This is a genomic window from Streptomyces sp. HUAS TT11, from assembly GCF_051553595.1.
GTDB lineage: Bacteria > Actinomycetota > Actinomycetes > Streptomycetales > Streptomycetaceae > Streptomyces.
The window spans coordinates 6,698,421-6,719,808 of the sequence record NZ_CP196184.1 but is presented as its reverse complement, the minus strand read 5'-3'; the positions used below and the strand labels follow the sequence as shown (position 1 = coordinate 6,719,808).

Below are 21,388 nucleotides of genomic sequence, written 5' to 3'. Positions count from 1 at the left end.
CGCTAGGCATGCTGGCTGCTGACGGCGACGACCTCGCCGGTCATGTAGGAGGAGTAGCCGGACGCCAGGAACACGATCACATTGGCGATCTCCCACGGCTCCGCGTACCGCCCGAAGGCCTCCCGCGCGGTCAGTTCCTCCAGCAGTGCCGGCGTGGTCACCTTCACCAGGTGCGGATGCATGGCGAGGCTCGGCGCGACCGCGTTGACCCGCACCCCGTAGGCGGCGGCCTCGATCGCGGCGCACCGGGTCAGGGCCATCACGCCCGCCTTCGCGGCGGCATAGTGCGCCTGCCCGGACTGGGCGCGCCAGCCGACCACGGAGGCGTTGTTGACGATGACGCCGGCGCCCGTCTCCTTCATGGCGCGCAGGGCGGCCCGGACACAGCGGAACGTGCCGCTCAGGGTCACGTCGAGCACCTTCGACCACTGCTCGTCGGTCATGTCGACGAGGGACGCGGTGTTGCCGAGGCCGGCGTTGTTGACCACGATGTCGAGCCGGCCGTGCAGCCGGGCGGCCCTCTCGAAGAGGGCGTGCACCTGGGTCTCGTCCGTGACGTCGCAGACGGCCGCGGCCACGGCGTCCCCGAACTCCCGGCTCAGCTCCGCCTCGTGCTCCTCGAGCCGGCGCACGTGCGCGTCGCTGATCAGCACCCGAGCGCCCTCCTCCAGGAACCGGCGCGCGGTCGCTCCCCCGATGCCCTCCCCGGCCGCCGCGGTGATCACGGCGGTGCGTCCCTCCAGCAGTCCGTGCCCGGCCACGTAGGACGGACTCTCGACGCCTGTCATGGGGCCACGCTAACCTACCAAACACTTGTTAGGGAAGTCCGTCTTCGAAGGGTGCCGCCGTGGACCTCGCCCACTCCCCCGCCGACGAGACCTTCCGCGCCGAGGCCCGGTCCTGGCTCGTCGCGCACGTGCCGCGGGCCCCGCTCCCCTCCCTGGAGACCGAGGAGGGGTTCGCCGCCCACCGCGCCTGGGAGGCCGAACTGGCCGCCGACCGCTGGTCGGTGGTCTCATGGCCGACCGCGTACGGCGGACGGGACGCGGGGCTCCTGCGGTGGCTGATCTTCGAGGAGGAGTACTACGCGGCGGGCGCGCCGGGCCGGGTCGGCCAGAACGGCATCAACCTGCTCGCGCCGACCCTCTTCGACCACGGCACCGAGGAGCAGCGCGCCCGTGTGCTCCCTGCTATGGCGACGGGCGAGGTGATCTGGGCGCAGGCGTGGTCGGAGCCGGAGGCGGGATCGGACCTGGCCTCCCTGACCTCCAGGGCCGTGCGCACGGAGGGGGGCTGGCTGCTGCACGGCCGGAAGACGTGGTCGTCGCGGGCGGCCTTCGCCGACCGTGCGTTCGGATTGTTCCGCAGCGATCCGCGGACCGCGAAGCCCCATCGGGGCCTCACCCAGCTCATGTTCGACCTGCGCGCACCCGGGGTGACGGTGCGGCCGATCGGCCGTCTCGACGCCCGGCCCGCCTTCGCCGAACTCTTCCTGGACGACGTCTTCGTGCCCGACCGGGACGTGATCGGTAAGCCGGGCGAAGGCTGGCGGATCGCCATGGCCACGGCGGGAAACGAGCGCGGGCTCACCCTGCGCTCGCCCGGCCGCTTCCTCGCCGCCGCCGACCGGTTGCTGGACCTGTGGCGGGCCCAGGGCAGCCCGGCATGGGCCCGCGACCGGGTCGCCGACGCCCTGATCGGGGCGCGCGCCTACCAGTTGTTCACCTATGCGGGGGCCTCCCGGGTGCTGGCGGGCGAGCCGGTGGGCCCGGAGTCCAGCCTGAACAAGGTCTTCTGGTCCGAGTACGACATCGCCCTGCACGAGACGGCGCTCGATCTGCTGGGCGCGGAGGGCGAGTCGGCGCACGGCGACTGGGCCGAGGGCTATGTCTTCTCCCTCGCGGGCCCCATCTACGCCGGCACGAACGAGATCCAGCGCGACATCATCGCCGAGCGCCTGCTGGGCCTGCCGAAGGGCCGTCGCTGATGCGCTTTTTGCCCACCGCCGAACAGCGTGCCTTCTCCCTGTCGCTGGACGCGCTGCTGACCGCCGCAGGCACACCGTCGGTCGTACGGTCCTGGAGCGCCGGGGACCACGCACCGGGGCGGGCCCTGTGGTCCCGGATCGCGCAGACGGGGGTCTTCGCGCTGGCCGTCCCGGAGGCGTACGAAGGCGTGGGCCCGCTGCCCGTCGAACTGGCCATGGCCTTCGTGGAGCTGGGGCGCCATGCGGTGCCGGGACCCGTGGTGGAGACGGTGCTCGCGGCGGCGCTGCTCGCGGATGTGCCCGAGCAGGCCCGGCGGCTGCTGCCGGGACTGTGCTCGGGCAGGACCATGGCCACGGTGGGTGCGCCGTACGCGCTGGACGGGGACGCCGCGGACGTCGTCCTCGCGCTCCGGGACGCGCAGGTGTGGCTCGCCCCCGGCTGCCGGCCGGGGACACGGACGTCGCTGGACCCGGCCCGCCGGCTCGCCGTCCCGCTGCCCGGGGGCGAGCCACTGACCGGCGCGGCTCCCGCGCAGGCTCTTGCCTGGGCGCGGCTCGCCACGGCCGCGCAGTCCCTCGGGGTGGGCCTCGCCCTCCTGGCCCGAACGGTCGCGTATGTCGGCCGACGGATGCAGTTCGGCGTGCCCATAGGCGCGTTCCAGGCGGTCAGGCATCGGCTGGCGGACACGAGGATCGCCCTGGATTTCGCACGGCCGCTGGTCTTCGGGGCGGCGCTGACGATGGCCCCGGCGGACGTCGCCGCCGCGAAGGTCGCGGCGGGCGAGGCCGCGTATGCGGCCGCCCGGACCGCACTGCAACTGCACGGTGCGATCGGCTACACCGCCGAGTACGACCTCTCCCTCTGGCTGACCAAGGCGCGGGCGCTGCGCACGGCGTGGGGCACCCCGGCCGAGTGCCGCGCCGCCGTCCTCAGCGGCGCCGACCCCCGCCGCTGAGAGCCGGCCCGGTCCGTGCGGTCACCTCGCGATGCCCTTGGCCCGCGCCTTGGCCGGCCACTTGGGGAACTCGCCCACCGGACGGTCGTACAGCTCCGCGTCGGACACCTTCCGCGGATCCTGACCGGCGTGGAAGAAGCCCGCGTTGTCGACGATGTGCTTGTCCGGCACCGGCAGTTCGTCGAGCCTGCGCAGGAAGTCGCACTGCCTGCCGGCCGCGTCGCCGAACTCGATGAACTGCCAGAACATCGGCAGCCCGGCCGCCTTGCCCAGATACCGTTCCGCGGCGGGCCTGCCGACGGGGCCGCCGCCGGTCCGGAAGACGACGAGGGCGGGACCGTGGTGCCGCTGTCGAGGCGGTGGCCGATGACGGTGTCCATCGCCGGGTGGTAGGCGGTCCTGCCCATGTGCCCGGGCCCGGCCACGATCCGGTCGATCCGGACCTGGTGGTCGTCGAGGGAGACACGGGTGACCGCGTCGACGTGCGTCGAGAAGAACACGACCGGCACCACCCCGGCGTCGTCGAGGTGCGCGCAGAGGCCGAGGGCCCGGTCGGCGAGCGCCTGCACGCTGCCGTCCTGGTAGTACGGCTTCATGGACCCCGAGCAGTGGACGCGAGGTGGACGGCGGCCCGCTGCCCGCCGAGACCGTGTGCGGCGAGGGGGATCCCGGCGGTCCAGTACAGGCTGACCAGCGCGGGCGCCGTCTCCTCGATCGTGCCCAGGCTGATGGCGGCCGTACGGGCTTGCCGGCGCTGCGGGGACGGGAGCCCGACGGTACGGCACCGGTCCCCTCGCCGATCACGGTCCACGCACGTTCGCTATTTTGTTCGCCGCCGTCCCCACCGGCTCACCACCATCCATTTTCTGTTCGAGGAGCCGGCCGTGGCGTCCGAATCGACTGTGACCACCTGCTACCGCCATCCCAAGGTGGAGTCCCATGTCCGTTGCACCCGCTGCGACCGGTACATCTGCCCGGACTGCATGCGTGAGGCGGCCGTCGGCCACCAGTGCGTGGAGTGCGTACGGGAGGGGGCGCGGTCGATACGGCAGGCGCGCACGGTGTTCGGCGGGCGGATCACGACGGCTCCCGTACTGACGTACAGCCTCATCGCTCTCAACGTCCTCGTCTATCTGGGCGAGTTGGTGCGCCCGGCGATCGTGGACCGGTTCGCGATGCTGGGGGCCGTTCTACGGGGACCGGACGGCGGGCACTACCTGTGGCAGTACCCGTATCCCCCGGAGCTGCACGCCGAGGGCGTCGTCGGCGGGCAGTGGGAGCGGCTGCTGACCGGCGCGTTCCTGCATCTGCCGCCCACCCAGGGGACCTTCGGGATCCTCCACATCGTGATGAACATGGTGTCGCTGTGGAACATCGGCCGGGTGGTGGAGGCCCAGCTGGGCCGCGTCCGCTATCTCGCGCTCTACCTGCTGTCCGCCCTCGGCGGTTCGGTGCTCGTCCTGCTGCTCGCGCCCGGCTCCCCGACGGTCGGCGCATCCGGCGCGATCTTCGGTCTGGGCGCCGCGTACTACGTCATGGCCCGGCGCCTCGGCGCCGACATGGGCACCGTCAACCGTTTCATGGCGGGCCTGCTGGTGTGGCTCCTGATCTCCGCGGGCCTCACCTCCTGGCAGGGGCACCTCGGCGGTCTGCTGGCGGGCGCGGTGGTGACGCTGGTGTACGCGTACGTGCCCCGGGGCCCGCGCCGCGGCCCGGTCCAGGCGGCCGCGTGCGCCGGGCTGCTGATCCTGCTGGTGCTCCTGACGGTCGGGAAGGTCACCGCGCTGACCGGAGGCTGAGCGGGGAGTCCGGCCCGGACGCTCCGGCGGCGGAACGACGGGTGGGTCCGGCCCCCCGACGCTCCGGCGGCTGAGCGGCGGGGAGTCCGGCCCCGGACGCGCCGCGGCGCCTGCCCTGAGTCCGGTCGGGGACAGGGCAGGCGCCGTGCTCAGTTCCGTACGCCTTTGTACGGGACGCTTTATGGGTGACCGTCAGGCCGGACCCGGGGTGCCTCAGACCATCAGCGAGCGATCCGTCGGGCGGATCGGGGCCGGGAGGTCGCTGGCGCCCTTCAGGAAGCGGTCGACGCCACGGGCCGCCGAGCGGCCCTCGGCGATCGCCCACACGATCAGGGACTGGCCGCGGCCGGCGTCGCCCGCCACGAACACGCCCGGCACGTTCGTCCGGAAGTCGGCGTCACGCGCGATGTTACCCCGCTCGTCCAGCTCCAGGCCGAACTGCTCGACCAGGCCGTTCTCCCGGTCGGTGCCCGTGAAGCCCATGGCGAGGGTCACCAGCTGCGCCGGGATCCTGCGTTCCGAGCCCGGCCTGGCGGTCGGCCTGCCGTCCACGAACTCGACCTCGGCGAGGTGCAGCCACTGCACCTGGCCGTCCTCGTCGCCCTCGAAGTGGCTCGTGGAGGCCGCGTAGATGCGCTCGCCGCCCTCCTCGTGTGCCGAGGTGACCTTGTAGAGGATCGGGAACGTCGGCCACGGCTGCTGCTCCGGGTGCCGCTCGTCGTTCGGGCGGGGCATGATCTCCAGCTGGGTGACGGAGGCCGCACCCTGGCGGTGGGCGGTGCCGACGCAGTCCGCGCCCGTGTCACCGCCGCCGATCACGACGACGTGCTTGCCCTCGGCCGAGATCGGCGAGGTCACGTAGTCGCCCTCCTGCACCTTGTTCGACAGGGGCAGGTACTCCATGGCCTGGTGGATGCCCTTGAGCTCGCGGCCCGGGACCGGCAGGTCGCGTGCGGTCGTGGCTCCCGCCGCGATCACCACCGCGTCGTACCGCTTGCGCAGGTCCGTCGCCTTCAGATCGCGGCCGACCTCGACACCGGTACGGAAGCGGGTGCCCTCCGCGCGCATCTGCTCGATACGGCGGTTGATGTGCCGCTTCTCCATCTTGAACTCGGGGATGCCGTAACGGAGCAGACCGCCGACGCGGTCCGCGCGCTCGTACACAGCGACCGTGTGGCCCGCCCGCGTGAGCTGCTGGGCGGCGGCCAGGCCCGCCGGACCCGAGCCGATGACCGCGATCGTCTTGCCCGACAGGCGCTCGGGGGCCTGCGGCTTGACGTCACCGCTGTCCCACGCCTTGTCGATGATCGAGACCTCGACGTTCTTGATGGTGACCGGCTGCTGGTTGATGCCGAGCACGCACGCCGACTCGCAGGGCGCGGGGCACAGGCGCCCCGTGAACTCCGGGAAGTTGTTCGTGGCGTGCAGCCGCTCGGACGCCTCGGTCCAGTCCTCGCGGTAGGCGTAGTCGTTCCACTCGGGGATCAGGTTCCCCAGCGGACAGCCGTTGTGGCAGAACGGGATACCGCAGTCCATGCACCGGCTGGCCTGCTTGCTGATGATCGGCAGCAGCGAGCCCGGAACGTAGACCTCGTTCCAGTCCTTGACACGCTCGTCCACCGGGCGGGACGTGGCGACCTCGCGGCCGTGCGTCAGGAAGCCCTTCGGATCAGCCATGGGTCGCCGCCTCCATCATCTTCTCGGTGATCTCGGTCTCGGAGAGACCCGCTCGCTCGGCGGCGTCCTTGGCGGCGAGCACTGCCTTGTAGGTGCTGGGGATGATCTTGCTGAAGCGGTCCACGGAGACGGACCACTCGGCGAGGAGCTTCTCGGCGACCGTGGAACCGGTCTCCTCGGCATGCCGGCGCACCACGTCGTGCAGCCACTGCTCGTCGGCCTCGTCCAGCGGCTCGACGGAGGCCTGGTTGCCGGCGTTGACGTTGTCGCGGTTCAGGTCGACGACGTACGCGATGCCACCCGACATACCGGCCGCGAAGTTGCGTCCCGTCTCGCCGAGCACGACCGCGTGGCCACCGGTCATGTACTCGCAGCCGTGGTCGCCCACGCCCTCCGACACCACGAGCGCACCGGAGTTGCGGACGCAGAAGCGCTCACCGGTGCGGCCGCGCAGGAACAGCTCCCCGCCCGTCGCACCGTAGGCGAGGGTGTTGCCCGCGATGGTCGAGTACTCGGCGAGGTGGTCCGCGGCCCGGTCCGGGCGCACGATGACGCGGCCTCCCGACAGGCCCTTGGCGACGTAGTCGTTGGCGTCGCCCTCCAGACGCAGCGTGATGCCGCGCGGCAGGAAGGCGCCGAAGGACTGACCCGCCGACCCTGTGAAGGTGATGTCGATGGTGTCGTCGGGCAGACCCGCACCGCCGAACTTCTTCGTCACCTCGTGGCCGAGCATGGTGCCGACCGTGCGGTTGATGTTGCGGATCGCGACCTGGGCGCGCACCGGCTGGGCGTCGGCCTGGGAGTTCGCGGCCAGCGCGTCGGCGGCGAGCTTGATCAGCTCGTTGTCGAGCGCCTTCTCCAGGCCGTGGTCCTGGGCGACGATCTGGTGGCGCACCGCCGCCTCGGGCAGTTCGGGCACGTGGAACAGCGGCTCCAGGTCCAGGCCCTGCGCCTTCCAGTGGTCGACGGCCCGGGTGACGTCGAGCGCCTCGGCGTGGCCGACGGCCTCCTCGATGGAGCGGAAGCCCAGCTCCGCGAGCAGTTCGCGGACCTCCTCGGCGATGAACCGGAAGAAGTTCACGACGAACTCGGCCTTGCCGGCGAAGCGCTCGCGCAGCACCGGGTTCTGGGTGGCGATGCCGACCGGACAGGTGTCCAGGTGGCAGACGCGCATCATGACGCATCCGGAGACGACGAGCGGCGCGGTCGCGAAGCCGAACTCCTCGGCGCCCAGCAGAGCGGCGATGACCACGTCACGGCCGGTCTTGAGCTGGCCGTCGGTCTGCACGACGATCCGGTCCCGCAGGCCGTTGAGCAGCAGGGTCTGCTGGGTCTCGGCGAGTCCGAGCTCCCAGGGGCCGCCGGCGTGCTTGAGCGACGTGAGCGGGGAGGCGCCGGTGCCGCCGTCGTGACCGGAGATCAGGACGACGTCCGCGTGCGCCTTGGAGACGCCCGCGGCGACCGTGCCGACGCCGACCTCCGAGACCAGCTTCACGTGGATCCGCGCCTTGGGATTCGCGTTCTTCAGGTCGTGGATCAGCTGGGCCAGGTCCTCGATGGAGTAGATGTCGTGGTGCGGCGGCGGGGAGATCAGGCCGACACCCGGCGTCGAGTGCCGCGTCCTGGCCACCCACGGGTAGACCTTGTGGCCGGGCAGCTGGCCGCCCTCGCCGGGCTTGGCGCCCTGGGCCATCTTGATCTGGATGTCGTCCGCGTTGACCAGGTACTCGGAGGTCACGCCGAAACGGCCGGACGCCACCTGCTTGATCGCCGAACGGCGCGCCGGGTCGTACAGGCGGTCCGGGTCCTCGCCGCCCTCGCCGGTGTTGGACTTGGCGCCCAGCTGGTTCATGGCGACGGCGAGCGTCTCGTGCGCCTCCTTGGAGATGGAGCCGTACGACATGGCGCCCGTGGAGAACCGCTTGACGATCTCGGACACCGGCTCGACCTCGTCGACGGAGATCGGCTGCCGGCCGGACGCGAAGCCGAACAGGCCGCGCAGCGTCATCAGGCGCTCGGACTGCTCGTTCACCCGGGCCGTGTACTTCTTGAAGATGTCGTACCGGCCGGTGCGCGTGGAGTGCTGGAGGCGGAAGACGGTGTCCGGGTCGAACAGGTGCGGCTCGCCCTCGCGGCGCCACTGGTACTCGCCGCCGATCTCCAGCGCCCGGTGCGCGGGAGCGATGCCGGAGGCCGGGTAGGCCTTGGCGTGGCGGGCGGCGACCTCCTCGGCGACGACGTCGATGCCGACGCCGCCTATCTTCGTGGCGGTGCCGTTGAAGTACTGGTCGACGAAGGCCTCGTCCAGGCCGACGGCCTCGAAGACCTGGGCGCCGCGGTAGGAGGCGACGGTCGAGATGCCCATCTTGGACATGACCTTCAGAACGCCCTTGCCGAGCGCGTGGATCAGGTTGCGGATGGCCTTCTCGGCGTCGATGCCGGGCAGGAAGGTGCCCGCCCTGACCAGGTCCTCGACGGACTCCATCGCCAGGTAGGGGTTGACGGCCGCGGCGCCGAAGCCGATGAGCAGGGCGACGTGGTGGACCTCGCGGACGTCGCCGGCCTCCACCAGCAGGCCCACGTGACTGCGCTGCTTGGTGCGGATGAGGTGGTGGTGGACGGCCGCGGTGAGCAGCAGCGACGGGATCGGCGCGTGCTCGGCGTCCGAGTGGCGGTCCGACAGGACGATCAGACGGGCGCCGTTCTCGATGGCGGCGTCGGTCTCGGCGCAGATCTCCCCCAGGCGCGCGGCGAGGGCGTCGCCGCCACCGGAGACCCGGAAGAGACCGGAGAGCGTCGCGGCCTTCATACCGGGCATGTCGCCGTCGGCGTTGATGTGGATGAGCTTCGCCAGCTCGTCGTTGTCGATCACCGGGAAGGGCAGCACAACACTGCGGCAGGACGCCGCGGTCGGCTCCAGCAGGTTGCCCTGCGGACCCAGCGACGAGCGCAGGGAGGTCACCAGCTCCTCGCGGATGGCGTCCAGCGGCGGGTTGGTGACCTGCGCGAACAGCTGGGTGAAGTAATCGAAGAGCAGGCGCGGGCGCTCGCTCAGCGCGGCGATCGGCGAGTCGGTGCCCATCGAGCCGATCGGCTCGGCGCCGGCCTTGGCCATCGGCGCGAGGAGCACACGCAGCTCCTCCTCGGTGTAGCCGAAGGTCTGCTGGCGGCGGGTGACCGAGGCGTGGGTGTGCACGATGTGCTCGCGCTCGGGCAGGTCGCCCAGTTCGATCTCACCGGCCTCCAGCCACTCCTCGTACGGCTGCTTCGCGGCGAGGGTCGCCTTGATCTCGTCGTCCTCGATGATGCGGTGCTCGTCGGTGTCGACGAGGAACATCCGGCCGGGCTGCAGGCGGCCCTTGCGGACGACTCTGGCCGGGTCGATGTCGAGGACGCCGACCTCGGAGCCGAGGACGACGAGGCCGTCGTCGGTGACCCAGTAGCGGCCGGGGCGCAGACCGTTGCGGTCGAGCACGGCGCCGACCTGGGTGCCGTCGGTGAAGGTGACGCAGGCGGGGCCGTCCCAGGGCTCCATCATCGTGGAGTGGAACTGGTAGAAGGCGCGCCGGGACGGGTCCATGGAGTCGTGGTTCTCCCACGCCTCCGGGATCATCATCAGCACGGAGTGCGGCAGGGAGCGGCCGCCGAGGTGCAGCAGCTCGAGCACCTCGTCGAAGGACGCGGAGTCCGAGGCGTCCGGCGTGCAGACCGGGAAGATCCGCTCCAGCTTCTCCTGGGAGCCGAACAGGTCGGAGGCGAGCTGCGACTCGCGCGAGCGCATCCAGTTGCGGTTGCCCTTGACCGTGTTGATCTCGCCGTTGTGCGCGACGAAGCGGTACGGGTGGGCGAGCGGCCAGCTCGGGAAGGTGTTGGTGGAGAAGCGCGAGTGGACCAGCGCGATGGCCGTGGCGAAGCGGCGGTCGGACAGGTCGGGGAAGAAGGGCTCGAGCTGGCCGGTGGTCAGCATGCCCTTGTAGACGATCGTGCGCGCGGACAGCGACGGGAAGTACACGCCGGCCTCGCGCTCGGCACGCTTGCGCAGCAGGAACGCCTTGCGGTCGAGCTCGATGCCCTTGCTCGTGCCGTCCGCGACGAACACCTGGCGGAAGGCGGGCATCGTGGAGCGGGCGGTGGCGCCCAGCAGCTCGGGGGCGACCGGGACCTCGCGCCAGCCGAGGACGGTCAGGCCCTCGTCCGCGGCGATCGTCTCGATCCGTGAGACGGCTTCGGAGGAGTCCGCCTGGGGAAGAAAGGCGATACCGACCGCGTACGCGCCCGCCTCGGGCAGCTCGAATCCGGCCACCTCACGGAAGAACGCGTCGGGCACCTGGGAGAGGATGCCCGCGCCGTCGCCCGAGTCGGGCTCGGAGCCGGTGGCTCCACGGTGCTCCAGGTTGCGCAGAACGGTGAGCGCCTGCTCGACCAGCGCATGGCTCGCCTCACCGGTGAGGGTGGCCACGAAGCCGACGCCGCATGCGTCGTGCTCGTTGCGGGGGTCATACATACCCTGCGCAGCAGGGCGAGCATCCATGAACGACCAGTTCTGGCCATTCGCGGAATGCTGGGACGGCTGGCGCGGCGTACGCATCGGCTCTCCCGTCGTCGTCATGTGGCATATGCAGGTGCCGAGGGACGACGTTGGCCCTCTGCGTCGGGTGCAAAATTTCGTGCAGGTTACATGATGGAGTGGTTCTCGGGAAGCGGGACAGATCATTCCAGCATGCGGACATTGCCGGCGCGTGGCACGGGTTGCACGTGCGGCAATGGAATCAAGGGGGGCACAAGCGGACAGATCGGTGTCCCTTGACCCAGGGTACGCGGGGCGTCGTCGCCCGAGGTGATGTTGTGCGGCGCAGGCGTCATTGCCCGCGGCGCTTACGGCTCATGCCCGCTGGTTAACCAGTCGAAACCGCCGAGTAACGGCTACTTATACGGTCCCTCGCATAAGTGCCTCGCCATCATCCTACGGCGGTACCGAACAAGGTGCCCAGGGCGTAGGTCACACCGGCCGCCGCGCCACCCAGGGCGAGCTGCCGAAGACCGCTGTACCACCAGCTGCGCGCCGTCACCCTGGCCACCACCGCGCCGCATCCGAAGAGCCCGGCGAGGGCGAGCAGCACGGCAGGCCACAGCGCATGGGCGCCGAGCAGATACGGCAGAAGGGGCAGCAGGGCGCCGAGCGCGAACGAACCGAAGCTGGAGATCGCGGCCACCCCCGGGGACGGCAGATCGCCCGGGTCGATCCCGAGTTCCTCGCGCGCGTGTATCTCCAGCGCCTGCTCGGGGTCGCGGGACAGCTGCCGGGCGACCTCGCGGGCCAGCGCCGGCTCCACGCCGCGCGCCTCGTACAGCGCCGCGAGCTCCTCCTCCTCACCCTCCGGGTGCTTTCTGAGCTCGCGCCGTTCCACGTCGAGCTCCGCCTCGACCAGTTCCCGCTGGGAGGCCACGGAGGTGTACTCGCCGGCCGCCATGGAGAAGGCACCTGCGGCCAGGCCCGCGAGTCCGGTGATCACGATGGTCTGCTGGCCCACGGCACCGCCGGCGACACCCGTCATCAGCGCCAGGTTGGACACCAGGCCGTCCATCGCGCCGAAGACGGCGGGGCGCAGCCATCCACCGTTCACATCGCGGTGCGTGTGGTTGTCCCGGTGCGCCTCGTGCAGCGTCGCCTCGGTCTCGATGATGGCCATGCCCGAGCCCCCAGATTGCTTGATTGGACTGCTTCCACTTTTCGACAACAGCAAAAGTACGTCGGATATTGCCGCGCCGCCAGCAAGGAAAGGCTGGGCTAACCTGCGGCTTTACCTTTTCTTGCTCATACGTGAAGGGCACTGCACAGATGTCGGTCGGGTGATGCTGCGGCCGGTCAGGCTCGGGAGAACCGCTCGCGTGGCACAGATGCGCAAAGGGGTTTCCACACCCGGTTCAGGGGGGTGCCTGAAAGGAGAGGCACCGTATGGCCATCGCCTGCATTCCCCCGGCGCCGGCCCCCGGGGAGGCCGCCGGTCTCCGTGAACGGGCGCGCGGCGCACTGCTCGGTCTCGCCGTGGGGGACGCGCTGGGCGCGCCCGCCGAGAACATGAAGCCCTCCGAGATCCGCGCCCGCTGGGGCCGCATCACCGGCTACGTCGTCGAGGAGCCCTCGGGCACGGACGACACCGAGTACGCGATCTTCTCCGGACTGCTGCTGGCCCGGCACGGCTCGGCACTCACCGTGGCGCACGTGGAGGCGGCCTGGCACGAGTGGATCGCGGACCGGGACGAGGGCCCGTTCCGCGGCGCGGGTTTCAGCGAGCGGGGCACGCTGGAGAACCTCCGCCGCGGGCTCGCGGCGCCCATCACCGCCCAGCACCGGCACGCCTGGAGCGACGGACTCGCCATGCGCGCGGCACCCTTCGGCGTCTTCGCCGCGGGCCGCCCCGCGGAGGCGGCCCGGCTGGTGGAGATCGACGGCTCGGTGAGCCACGAAGGGGAGGGCATCCACGGCGGCCGGGCGGTCGCGGCCGGGGTCGCGGCGGCGATGGCGGGCGCGTCCACGTCCGCCGTGGTCGCCTCGGCCCTCGCCGTCGTCCCCGAGGACTCCTGGACCGCCCGCTCCCTGCGCCGCGCCGTCGCCCACGCCCACCGCGGGGCCCGCGCGATCCGCTCCGCGGTGGTGATCGGCGGCTATCCCTGGACGGACCTCGCCCCCGAGGCGGTGGCCCTGGCCTTCGGTGCCTACGCGGCGGCGGACGGCGACTTCACGGAGTCGGTGCTCACCGCGGTCAACATGGGCCGCGACGCCGACACCACGGCGGCCGTCGCGGGCGCCCTCGCGGGCGCGACCTGCGGGATCTCGGCGATCCCCGCCGACTGGGGGGCGGCGATCGGCCCGGCCCGCGGCCGCTGCCTGCCGGCCATGGAGGGCCACCACGTGCTGGATGTGGCGGAGCTGCTGACGCCCGGCGACGACGGCAGATGGGGGGCGGAGCTCGCCGGGCTGTGGGGCAGGGGGACGGGTGCAGGCACCGACCGGCAGGCCGGCCGCGCACGGCCCGACGGTCCGGGACGGCGCGCCAGGCCCGCGCGGCGCGGCGATCGCGGCGGGCCCGCCCGGCGCGGCGACTCCGTACGGCAGGGGGGTACCGGGCGGCAGGACGCACGGGATCGTCCCGACCCGGCGGCGTACGCGGAGGCGGCGTTCGTGGAGACCCCGGACGAGGACGGGGTCGAGCCGTGAGCGGCTCCGGCACTCCCCGCCGTGTCGAGGGCCTTCTGCTCGGGCTCGCCGCGGGCGACGCCGCCGGATGGCCCGCCGCCCGGCACCGGGCCGCCCGTATGCCCGAGTGGACCCGGCGGCTGACCCGCGAGCTGGACGCCTTCGCCGAGCAGAACGCGACCACGACGCTGCCCGTGCCGATCGCCCTCAACCAGCCGCCTGAGCCGCTCAGGCTCGGGCCGTCCGACGACGCCGAGTGGGCGGCGTTCGCCGCCCACTCCGTGCTGCGGGCCGCGGACGCCGGCGCGCTCGGCGACCTCGACCGCCGGCGCAGCATGCGCGCGGCCATCGACCTGTCCTGGAACACGATCGCCGGAGAGGTCGCCGCGGCGGCCGAGCGCGCCCCCGAGGTCGAGTCCGCCCGGGTGACGCTGCGCGCCCGGATCTCCGTGCGCGCGGGGCTCGGCAACCTCGCCACCGGGCTGCGCCCGCCCGCCACCGGCCACGACAACCCGCACTACTTCGACGACGCCGCCTGTGTACGGGCCTGTGTCCTCGCCGTGGCGCATCCGGGAGATCCCGGGCTCGCCGCCGAGCTGGCCGAGTTCGACGCCCGCTACACCCAGGACGGCGACGGGGTGCACGGTGCCCGCTCCATGGCCGCGGCGCTCTCGCTCGCCCTGTCCGGGGAGGCGGTGCACACCTGCGTGGCGGCGGCACTCGCCGAACTCCCCGAGACGACGGAGATCGGCCGCAATGCCCGGCACGCGCTGGAACTGGCCCACCGCGGCGGCGGCGCCTTCTGCGTCGTCCCGCTGCTGGAGCACCGGATCGTCGACCACGTCTACAGCTACGGCATCGCCGCCGCGGAGACGGTGCCGGTCGCCCTCGCCCTCGCGACGGCGGCGGCCGGCCGGATCGCGGAGGCCGTGCCCGCCGCCGCCTGTCTGTCGCGGGTCGCCGACTCCGCGCCGGCCCTGGCCGGCGCGCTCACCGGTGCGCTCGGCGGCGCCGACGCGATCCCCGCCCCCTGGCGCGAGGCCTGCCGCACCCTCTCGGGCTGCGCCCTTCCGCGCCTGGCCGGAACCGACCTCGTACGCCTCGCCGAACTCCTGGAGACGATGGAACTGGCCGCCGCCGGTGGATGATTCGGACATGACGCCCACTTCTGACGAGACGACACCTCTCGACGAACGCATCACCGGCGCCCTCGTCGGCGCCGCCGTCGGCGACGCCCTCGGCGGACCCGTCGAGGGCTACTCCCCCGAGCAGATCGTCGAACGGCACGGCGGTCGCGTGCACGGGATCGTCGGACCCTGGCACGGCGACGCCTGGCGCACGGCCCGCGCCATCGCCCCGTACCACAAGGGCGACGGCCACGTCACCGACGACACCCTGATGACCCACGCGCTGGTGCGCGTCTACGGAACCGTCCGCGACCACCTCGACGCCTACGCGATCGCCCGGCACCTCGTCCCCGACCTGATGACCGGCCCCCGCTGGATCCCGGAGCTGGAGGCGGAGGCGATCCCTCTCCAGCGGATCTTCCTGGCGGAGAAGTGGCTGGTGGCGCGGTTGCACTACGGCCATGTCGACCCGCGCGAGGCAGGCGTCGGCAACATCGTCAACTGCGGTGCCGCGATGTACATGGCGCCGGTCGGACTGGTCAACGCGGCCCATCCGGCGGGTGCCTACGCCGAGGCGCTGGACGTCTCGGGGGCGCACCAGTCGTCGTACGGCAGGGAGGCGGCCGGGGTCTTCGCGGCCGCGGTGGCGGCGGCGTGCGAGCCGGGCGCGACCCCCGACTCGGTCGTGGCCGCATGTCTGTCGCTGGCGAAGGACGGAACGCGCGCCGCCATCGAGACGGTCTGCGACGCCGCCTCCCGCTACTCGGACTTCGAGTCCGCGCTGCGGCCGCTGCGGGAAGCGGTGGCGCCCTACGACACGGTCGGCCCCGACTACCGGGATCCGTCCCTGGGCGCCCGCCGTCCCTCCCGGCTGCACACGATCGAGGAACTCCCGGTGGCGCTCGGCATGATGGTCGTGGCACACGGCGACTTCCGCCATGCGGTGCTCGGCGCGGTGAACTACGGCCGGGACTGCGACTCGATCGCGACGATGGCGGGGGCGATCACCGGCGCCCTGGGCTCGGAGGTCCCCGAGTACTGGGCGAAGGCGGTCGCGGAGGCGAGCCGTCTCGACCTGCACGCGCCGGCCCGGACACTCACCGAGGTGGCCCGGGAGGTCTTCGCCCGCGACGTGTCCCGGCGCCGGGCCCACGAGGCCGCGTTCACCGGGATCGGAGGTTGAGGTGCTCCGACTGACCTGGGTCCAGCCGGAGGACCTGCTCGGGCACGAATTGCGCCAGGCGGAACAGGAGGGCCGGGCGACATCGGCCGTCGCGGCCAGATGGCGGCGTGCCGGCGGCCCCGAGGCCCCCCTGCACGCGGGTGCGTCGGCTCTGCCGGTGTCACCGTATCTGCGGCTGCTGGCGGAGGACCTGCTGGACGAACTCGCCGATCTGCCGGGCACGGCGGCCGACGCCGAACCGACGGACCTGGCGAGGATCAGGGCGCTGTGCCCGGACTGGCCCGCCATGACGGGGGCGGGCGGGTACCGGCCGCCGGACGAGGCGCGCCTGGAGGCCGCCTGGCTCGGCAGGGCCGTCGGCTGCCTGCTCGGCAAACCCGTGGAGAAGCTCCCCCTCGACGGGATTCGCCGGCTCGCCGCGGCCACCGGCAACTGGCCCCTGGACACCTGGTTCACGGCACGGGGAGTCCCCCCGGAGCTCCTCGAGGCGTACCCGTGGAACCGCCGCTCCGCCGGCACGTCGCTCGCCGAGAACATCGACGGGATGCCCGAGGACGACGACCTCAACTACCCCCTGCTGAACCTGCTGCTGCTCGGCCGCCACGGCAGGTCCTTCACCACCGCCGATGTGGCCCGGCTCTGGCTCGAGGAGCTCCCCGCGGGACGCACCTTCACCGCCGAGCGCATCGCCTACCGCAATCTGCTCTGCGGCATCGAGCCGCCGCGCACGGCCCGCCATCGCAACCCCTTCCGCGAGTGGATCGGCGCACTGATCCGCGCCGATGTGCACGGCTGGACCAACCCGGGCGACCCGGCCGCGGCGGCCGAACAGGCCCACCGCGACGCCACCCTCACCCACACCGCGAACGGGGTCTACGCGGCGATGTTCATCGCGGCCACCATCGCCGCGGCGGCCACCGGCGCCCACGACGTCCACCACTGTCTGCGCACCGGACTCACCGTCGTCCCGCCCGGTTCACGTCTCGCCCGCGCCGTCCGGCACGCCGTGCGGCTCGCCCGCGACACGGAGGACTTCGACACGGTCGTCGACCGGCTCCATGCCGCCCACCGCACCTGCCACTGGGTGCACGCCGTCCCCAACACTGCTCTGATCACCGCCGCCCTCACCCACGCGGACGGCGACTTCACCGCCTCCGTCTGCCGTGCCGTGTCCGGAGGCTGGGACACCGACTCCAACGGCGCGACGGCGGGCAGCGTCGCCGGCCTGCTCGCCGGACGTCCCGGCGCGCTCCCCGACCGCTGGACGACCCCGCTGAAGAACCGGCTGACCACATCCGTCGGCGACTTCAACGGCATCGGATTCGACACCCTGGCCCAGATCGCCCACCGGGAGGCCCACCGCTCATGACCGCACCCCTCACCGGCCTGAAGGTCCTGGATCTCGCGACCCTCTTCGCCGGTCCCCTCGCCGCCACCCTGCTCGGTGACTTCGGTGCCGACGTCGTCAAGATCGAGCACCCCACCCGGCCGGACCCCTCCCGCGGGCACGGCCCGGCGAAGAACGGGGTGGGCCTGTGGTGGAAGCTGCTGGGCCGCAACAAGCGGACGATGACGCTGGACCTGTCGAAGCCCGGCGGCCGCGCCACGCTGCTGCGGCTGGCCGCCGGAGCCGACGTGATCGTCGAGAACTTCCGCCCGGGAACCCTGGAGAAGTGGTCCCTGGGCTGGGACGAGCTCTCGGCGGCCAACCCCCGGCTGGTCCTCGCCCGGGTGACCGCCTTCGGCCAGTTCGGCCCGTACGCCCGCCGTCCCGGGTTCGGCACGCTCGCGGAGGCGATGAGCGGGTTCGCGGCCATCACCGGGGAGCCGGACGCCCCGCCGACGCTCCCGCCGTTCGGGCTCGCCGACTCCATCGCGGGCCTGGCGACGGCGTACGCGGTGATGACGGCCCTCGCGGCCCGGGACCGCACCGGCACCGGCCAGGTCGTGGACATGGCGATCATCGAACCGATCCTCACGGTCCTCGGGCCGCAGCCGATCTGGTACGACCAGCTGGGGCATGTCCAGCAGCGCACCGGCAACCGCTCCCAGAACAACGCCCCGCGCAACACCTACCGCACCGCGGACGGCGACTGGGTCGCCGTCTCGACCTCCGCGCAGTCCGTCGCCGAGCGGGTGATGCGCCTGGTCGGCCGCCCCGAGCTGATCGACGAGCCCTGGTTCGCGAGCGGGGCGGACCGGGCCCGGCACGCCGACGTCCTGGACGCCGCGGTCGGCGAGTGGATCGCCGGCCGGACACGCGCCGAGGTGCTCAAGGCGTTCGAGGGGGCGGAGGCCGCCGTGGCGCCGGTGCAGGACGTACGGGAGGTGATGACCGACCCCCAGTACACGGCGCTGGGCACGATCACGACGGTTCCCGACGACCCCGACCTGGGGGCGCTGCGCATGCAGAACGTGCTGTTCCGGCTGTCCGCCACGCCCGGGGAGATCCGCTGGGCGGGCCGCCCGCACGGCGCGGACACCGAGGCGATCCTGACCGAGCTGGGTCTCACGGGCCCGGAGATCGCCGCGCTCGCGGCGGAGGGCGCGTTGTGACCGCACGTCCGGGCTTCCCCCCTCTCACCTGGCTGTACGCCCCCGGCGACCGCCCGGAGGTGGTCGGCAAGGCGCTGATGTCCGGGGCGGACGTGGTGCTGATCGACCTCGAGGACGCGGTCGCGCCCGACCGCAAGGAGTACGCGCGGGCGGCGACGGCGGAGCGGTTGACCGGGAGTCCTCCGGTGCCGGTCCACGTCCGGATGAACGCCCTGGACAGCCCCTGGGCGCAGGCGGACCTCACCGCGCTGGCGGCATTGCCCGGCCTCTCGGGGCTGCGCCTGCCCAAGGTGACGTCACCGTCGGACGTGGTCCGCGTGGCGGAGCGGGCGGCACCGGTGGACGGAGGGACGATCCCCCTGTACGCCCTCCTGGAGACGGCCCTCGGCGTGGAGCAGGCGTTCGCCATCGCCACGGCGCACCCGGCCGTGCGGGGCATCGCGCTCGGCGAGTCGGATCTGCGGGCCGACCTGGGCGTACGGGAGGACGCGGGCCTCGACTGGTCGCGGTCGCGCGTGGTGGTGGCCGCGCGTGCCGCGGCGCTGCCTCCCCCGGCGCAGTCGGTCTACCCGGACACGAGGGATCTGGAGGGCCTGGCGCGCTCCTGTGCCCACGGCCGCACACTGGGCTTCCTGGGCCGGGCGGCGATCCACCCGCGTCAGCTGCCGGTCATCGAGCGAGCCTACGCGCCCAGCACGGAGGAGATCTCCCGGGCCGAGGAGATCCTGAAGGCCGCGGCCAGGGAACCGGGCGCGCAGGCCCTGCCCGACGGGCGCTTCATCGACACGGCGGTGGTGCGGGAGGCCTACCGAACCCTGTCCCTGGCCCGCCGAAGGCGCTGAGGCCTCCGAAGGCACCGCAAAGCCTGCACAACGCGGCAGGGGGCGCCGTATCCGGTGATACGGCGCCCCCTGCCCTGTTCGTGTGCGGCTCAGGCCTTCTTCGCGGACTCCGCTTCGTCCGCCTGCTTCGCCTCGGCCGTGGGCCCGGAGGTGTCCGCGGGCCCGCCCTCGTCCCCCGGTCCGGTGTCGTCCTTCGCGGCGGCCTCCGGCTCGTCCTCCTGAGCCTCCGGCTTCTTGTCCAGCTCCACGGGGCCGTCGCCGTCACCCGTGCCCGGCGCGTCGGCACCCGGTTCCACGACGTCCTCGCGCCCCGGCCGCAGCCGGGACGACACCACGATGTACGCCACGGCCAGCAGGAAGACGACCATCGCGGTCCAGTCGTTCAGCCGCAGGCCCAGGAAGTGGTGCGCGTCGTCGACCCGCATGTACTCGATCCACCCGCGGCCCACGCAGTACGCCGCGACGTACAGCGCGAAGGCGCGTCCGTGCCCGAGCTTGAAGCGCCGGTCCGCCCAGATGACCAGGAAGCCGACCCCGATGCACCACAGCGACTCGTACAGGAAGGTCGGGTGGTAGTACCCCGGCACCCGCCCGTCCGTCGCCGAGGTGATGTGCAGCGCCCACGGCAGATCCGTCGGCCGTCCGTAGAGCTCCTGGTTGAACCAGTTGCCCCAGCGGCCGATGGCCTGCGCGAAGGCGATACCGGGGGCGACGGCGTCGGCGTACGAGGGGAGCGTGATGCCCCGGCGGCGGCAGCCGATCCAGGCGCCGACCGCTCCGAGCGCGATCGCGCCCCAGATGCCGAGTCCGCCCTGCCAGACCTTGAACGCGTCGACCCAGTCACGGCCCTCGCTGAAGTACAGCTCGTAGTCCGTGATCACGTGATACAGCCGTCCGCCGACGAGGCCGAACGGCACGGCCCACACCGCGATGTCGGCCACCGTGCCGGATCGGCCGCCCCGGGCGACCCAGCGCTTGTTGCCGAGCCACACGGCTACGAAGACGCCGATGATGATGCAGAAGGCGTAGCCGCGCAGCGGAAGGGGGCCGAGGTGCAGCACTCCGTGCGACGGGCTGGGAATGTAGGCAGTTTCCATGGCAGGAACGACGCTACCGTGCCGGACAGGCAGCGCGGCAATCGACCGGGCTACGGGTCCATAACGTAGGACGCCCCCGGCACCGTGCGCACCGGGGGCATCACTGGGTGACAGGCGCCTCAGGACTTGTTGGCCGCCTCGACCATCTGCTTCAGCTTGGCCGGGGTCATCGTCTGGTCCGCGTAGATGTTCTTGCCGTCGAGGAGCACGGTCGGCGTGCCGGAGAAGCCGCCGCTCTGGAACGCGGCGTTCGACTTCTGCACCCAGCTGTCGTGCGTACCGTCCTTGACGCACTTCTCGAACGTCGGGGTGGTCAGGCCGTCGACCTTGCCCGCGAGCTCGATGAGCTTGTTGTTGTCCGCGAAGGTGTCCTGCGTCTCCTTGGGCTGGTTCCGGTACAGCACGTCGTGGTAGTCCCAGAACTTGCCGGCGTCCTGCGCACAGGCCGCCGCGTTGGCCGCGCGGAGCGAGCCGCTGCCGCGGAGGTTTCCGTCGATGAGCGTGACCAGGTGGTATTCGACCTTCAGCTGTCCGGCGTCGGCCAGCTGCCGGACGGTCGGACGGTAGGCGGTCTCGAAGGCCTCGCAGGCCGGGCACCGGAAGTCCTCCCAGACCGTGAGGGTCGATCTGGCGCTGTCCTGGCCGACCGGGATGGCGAGACCGTCCTTGCCCGTCGCGCCGGAGGGCGCGGTCGCGGGGCCGGAGGCACTGCTCTTGCCGCTCTTCCCGGCGTTCGCCGCCAGGACGCCCACCACCGTCGCAAGGCCCAGGACACAGACGATCGAGGCACCCACGATCAGCGCCCGGCGGCGCTTGTCCGCGGCCCTCCGCTTCTCTCGCTCCACCGCCAGTCGCTCACGGGCGCTGCGCTTTCCTTCACGGTTCTTCTCGCTCACATCCGGCAGAACGAACCGGGGAGGCGCAGCGCGCCTCCCCGGTCCAAGGTCCACCCGTTCGGATGAGTGA

15 protein-coding genes and 1 pseudogene are annotated in these 21,388 nt (G+C 72.3%); 9 read left to right on the top strand and 7 right to left on the bottom strand.

The window, feature by feature from the left end; genetic code table 11:
- Positions 1–2: 2 nt before the first annotated feature.
- Complete coding sequence (locus ACSHXN_RS29980; protein WP_355133079.1) at positions 3–788, bottom strand: SDR family oxidoreductase; 786 nt, start codon at positions 786–788, stop codon at positions 3–5.
- 59 nt (positions 789–847) lie between these two features.
- On the opposite strand from ACSHXN_RS29980, the gene ACSHXN_RS29975 reads away from it, so the two are divergent.
- Positions 848–1,987 carry an acyl-CoA dehydrogenase family protein gene (locus ACSHXN_RS29975; protein ID WP_438304316.1) on the top strand — a complete coding sequence of 380 codons (1,140 nt, stop codon included), beginning with the start codon at positions 848–850 and terminating at the stop codon, positions 1,985–1,987.
- Positions 1,987–2,943, top strand: a complete 957-nt coding sequence (locus ACSHXN_RS29970; protein WP_356291871.1) for an acyl-CoA dehydrogenase family protein — start codon at positions 1,987–1,989, stop codon at positions 2,941–2,943. Before ACSHXN_RS29975 ends, ACSHXN_RS29970 begins: the two co-directional genes overlap by 1 nt.
- A 21-nt stretch (positions 2,944–2,964) precedes the next feature.
- Here ACSHXN_RS29970 and ACSHXN_RS29965 read toward each other — a convergent pair.
- Positions 2,965–3,673, bottom strand: a pseudogene (locus tag ACSHXN_RS29965) (VWA domain-containing protein).
- Positions 3,674–3,827: 154 nt separating this feature from the next.
- On the opposite strand from ACSHXN_RS29965, the gene ACSHXN_RS29960 reads away from it, so the two are divergent.
- The gene (locus tag ACSHXN_RS29960; RefSeq protein ID WP_356291869.1) at positions 3,828–4,742 is read left to right on the top strand and encodes a rhomboid family intramembrane serine protease; all 915 of its coding nucleotides are present in this window, start codon (positions 3,828–3,830) and stop codon (positions 4,740–4,742) included.
- Between the two features lie 213 nt (positions 4,743–4,955).
- Here ACSHXN_RS29960 and ACSHXN_RS29955 read toward each other — a convergent pair whose 3' ends face one another.
- From ACSHXN_RS29955 to ACSHXN_RS29945, 3 genes are all read right to left on the bottom strand, one after another.
- Complete coding sequence (locus ACSHXN_RS29955; protein WP_356291867.1) at positions 4,956–6,419, bottom strand: glutamate synthase subunit beta; 1,464 nt, start codon at positions 6,417–6,419, stop codon at positions 4,956–4,958.
- Positions 6,412–11,007 carry a glutamate synthase large subunit gene (gene gltB, locus ACSHXN_RS29950; protein ID WP_356291922.1) on the bottom strand — a complete coding sequence of 1,532 codons (4,596 nt, stop codon included), beginning with the start codon at positions 11,005–11,007 and terminating at the stop codon, positions 6,412–6,414. The genes ACSHXN_RS29955 and gltB overlap by 8 nt, the downstream gene beginning before the upstream one ends.
- 370 nt (positions 11,008–11,377) lie before the next feature.
- Positions 11,378–12,109 (bottom strand): VIT1/CCC1 transporter family protein, encoded by a 732-nt coding sequence (locus tag ACSHXN_RS29945; RefSeq protein WP_438304314.1) that lies wholly within the window; start codon positions 12,107–12,109, stop codon positions 11,378–11,380.
- A gap of 266 nt (positions 12,110–12,375) precedes the next feature.
- On the opposite strand from ACSHXN_RS29945, the gene ACSHXN_RS29940 reads away from it, so the two are divergent.
- From ACSHXN_RS29940 to ACSHXN_RS29915, 6 genes are read left to right on the top strand one after another with little or no spacing between them, the layout of a single operon-like run.
- Positions 12,376–13,638 (top strand): ADP-ribosylglycohydrolase family protein, encoded by a 1,263-nt coding sequence (locus ACSHXN_RS29940; RefSeq protein WP_438304312.1) that lies wholly within the window; start codon positions 12,376–12,378, stop codon positions 13,636–13,638.
- Positions 13,635–14,765 carry an ADP-ribosylglycohydrolase family protein gene (locus ACSHXN_RS29935; RefSeq protein ID WP_355133093.1) on the top strand — a complete coding sequence of 377 codons (1,131 nt, stop codon included), beginning with the start codon at positions 13,635–13,637 and terminating at the stop codon, positions 14,763–14,765. The genes ACSHXN_RS29940 and ACSHXN_RS29935 overlap by 4 nt, the downstream gene beginning before the upstream one ends.
- Before the next feature lie 7 nt (positions 14,766–14,772).
- Positions 14,773–15,927 carry an ADP-ribosylglycohydrolase family protein gene (locus tag ACSHXN_RS29930; RefSeq protein ID WP_355133095.1) on the top strand — a complete coding sequence of 385 codons (1,155 nt, stop codon included), beginning with the start codon at positions 14,773–14,775 and terminating at the stop codon, positions 15,925–15,927.
- Position 15,928: 1 nt separating this feature from the next.
- Positions 15,929–17,296, top strand: coding sequence for an ADP-ribosylglycohydrolase family protein (locus tag ACSHXN_RS29925; RefSeq protein ID WP_355133097.1), 1,368 nt, complete (start codon positions 15,929–15,931; stop codon positions 17,294–17,296).
- A complete protein-coding gene (locus tag ACSHXN_RS29920) occupies positions 17,293–18,483 on the top strand; it encodes a CaiB/BaiF CoA transferase family protein (RefSeq protein WP_355133099.1) in 1,191 nt (396 codons plus the stop codon). Before ACSHXN_RS29925 ends, ACSHXN_RS29920 begins: the two co-directional genes overlap by 4 nt.
- On the top strand, positions 18,480–19,325 hold the full coding sequence (locus ACSHXN_RS29915; RefSeq protein WP_355133101.1) for an HpcH/HpaI aldolase/citrate lyase family protein: 846 nt from the start codon (positions 18,480–18,482) through the stop codon (positions 19,323–19,325). The genes ACSHXN_RS29920 and ACSHXN_RS29915 overlap by 4 nt, the downstream gene beginning before the upstream one ends.
- Positions 19,326–19,414: 89 nt before the next feature.
- Here the strand turns inward: ACSHXN_RS29915 and lgt are convergent, their stop codons facing one another.
- Together lgt and ACSHXN_RS29905 are read right to left on the bottom strand one after the other, a co-directional pair.
- Positions 19,415–20,422, bottom strand: a complete 1,008-nt coding sequence (gene lgt, locus ACSHXN_RS29910) for a prolipoprotein diacylglyceryl transferase (RefSeq protein WP_356108202.1) — start codon at positions 20,420–20,422, stop codon at positions 19,415–19,417.
- A gap of 119 nt (positions 20,423–20,541) precedes the next feature.
- Positions 20,542–21,318, bottom strand: a complete 777-nt coding sequence (locus ACSHXN_RS29905) for a DsbA family protein (RefSeq protein WP_356108204.1) — start codon at positions 21,316–21,318, stop codon at positions 20,542–20,544.
- Positions 21,319–21,388: the final 70 nt, after the last annotated feature.